Origin of the sequence: Spirillospora sp. NPDC048823 (assembly GCF_043198445.1) — a bacterium.
GTDB lineage: Bacteria > Actinomycetota > Actinomycetes > Streptosporangiales > Streptosporangiaceae > Spirillospora.
The window spans coordinates 1-1,892 of the sequence record NZ_JBICUT010000045.1 but is presented as its reverse complement, the minus strand read 5'-3'; the positions used below and the strand labels follow the sequence as shown (position 1 = coordinate 1,892).

Genomic DNA, 1,892 nt, shown 5'->3' with positions numbered 1-1,892 from the left:
GTCTTCACCGACTACGACGGACTGGGCCGCAAGACCGCCACCCGCGAAGGCGCGGCCGACGGACCCCTCCTAGCGTCCTGGACCTACGACACCGCCCCCTTCGGCAAGGGCAAACTCGCCACCGCCACCCGACACACCAGCGACGGCGACTACATCAGCACCGTCCGCCACTACGACCAGCTCGGCCGCGCCGACAAAACCGCCCTCACCATCCCTGCATCACAAGGCGCACTGGCCGGCCGCTATCTGTTCTCCACCCAGTACGGCCTGGACGAAACCATCCTGGGACAGTCGCACCCCGCCGCCGGCGGCCTCCCGACCGAAAGCGTCACCTACGAATACGACGACCTGCTACGCCCCACCAGCCTGACCGGCAACACCAGTCCGACCGACCAGACGCCCTACGTCAACGACGTCCTCTACACCCCGACCAACAAACTCAACCTGCTCGAGCTCGGGCCCGCCGGGAAACACACCTGGCAGACCCTCACCTACCAGTACGGCACCCAGCGGCCGGCCACCGCCCGTACCTCCCACCAAGGCGTCGCAGGCGACGACCGCTACGCCACCTACCACTACACCGACGCGGGCACCATCACCTCCATCACCGATGTCTCCCGCGACGGCATCGACAACCAATGTTTCACCTACGACCACCTTCAACGCCTCACCCAAGCCTGGGCCCAGGGCACCACCGACCCGTGTTCCACCGAACCCACCGACACGGTCATCGGCGGCCCCGCCCCCTTCTGGCAGAGTTTCACCTACGACACCGCGGGCAACCGCACCGGTGAAACCCGGCACGGCATCGCCGGCGTCGCCGACACCGTCCGCACCTACTCCTACGCCCCGACCGGGCAAGGCAACCGCCTCAACCAGGTCACCCAAACCGGCCCCACCGGCCAGCGCACCGACACCTACGCCTACGACGCCTCCGGCAACACCACCGCACGCGCCATCGACGCCAGCGCCGCCAACACCGGCCAGACCCTGGAGTGGAACACCGAAGGGGAACTGGCCAAGGTCACCGAAAACGGCAACGACGTCACGTTCGTCTACGACACCGGCGGCAACCGCCTGATCCGCAAAGACCCCGCCGGCGCCACCCTCTACCTTCCCGACGGTACCGAACTGCGCGCCCTCAACGGCGCAACCACCGCCACCGGCACCCGCTACTACACCTTCGCCGGACAGACCGTCGCGATGCGTACCTCCGACGGGACCATCACCCACCTGGCCGGCGACCACCAAGGCACCGCCCAGATCGCCGTCAACACCACCACCCAGCAGACCACCGTCCGCCGCTCCACCCCCTTCGGCGGCATCCGCGGATTCGACGACGACGCCACCTGGCCCAACGACAAGGGCTTCCTCGGCGCCACCAAGGACCCCACAGGCCTCACCCACCTCAGCGCCCGCGAGTACGACCCCGACACCGGCCGTTTCATCTCCGTCGACCCCGTCCTCGACACCGCCGACCCGCTGCAGATGAACGGCTACACCTACGCCAGCAACAATCCCGTTACCCACAGTGACCCGTCAGGCCTCCGCGTCGACGGCTGCCAGGTCAACCACGACTGCGGAAAAGCCAAGAAGAACGAGCCCAAGGGCTCCCAACGCTGCCACGTCTACTGCGGACCGGTCACCTTCCGCAACGGAGTCAAACCCAGCGGAGACCCAATCGGGCGACACGCGCTCGGCCGCCCGCTGTCGGAGAACGAATACGGCCACCTGCTCAACCTCGGATACCGCGGCAGCAAGGACTTCACCTTCCGAGACGCGATCGCCTACCTCGGCCCCGGCCTGGACGACAACCAATGGGACGGCTTCTGCCGAACCATCAACTCCAACGCACAAAGCCTGTGCCACCACAACCCCTTCACCGGAAACGA

General features: G+C 67.1%; 1 protein-coding gene. It reads left to right on the top strand.

Annotated features, from left to right (window positions below):
- The coding region (locus ACGFK0_RS37635; protein WP_392913557.1) for an RHS repeat-associated core domain-containing protein at window positions 1-1,892 on the top strand (1,892 nt) is incomplete at both ends.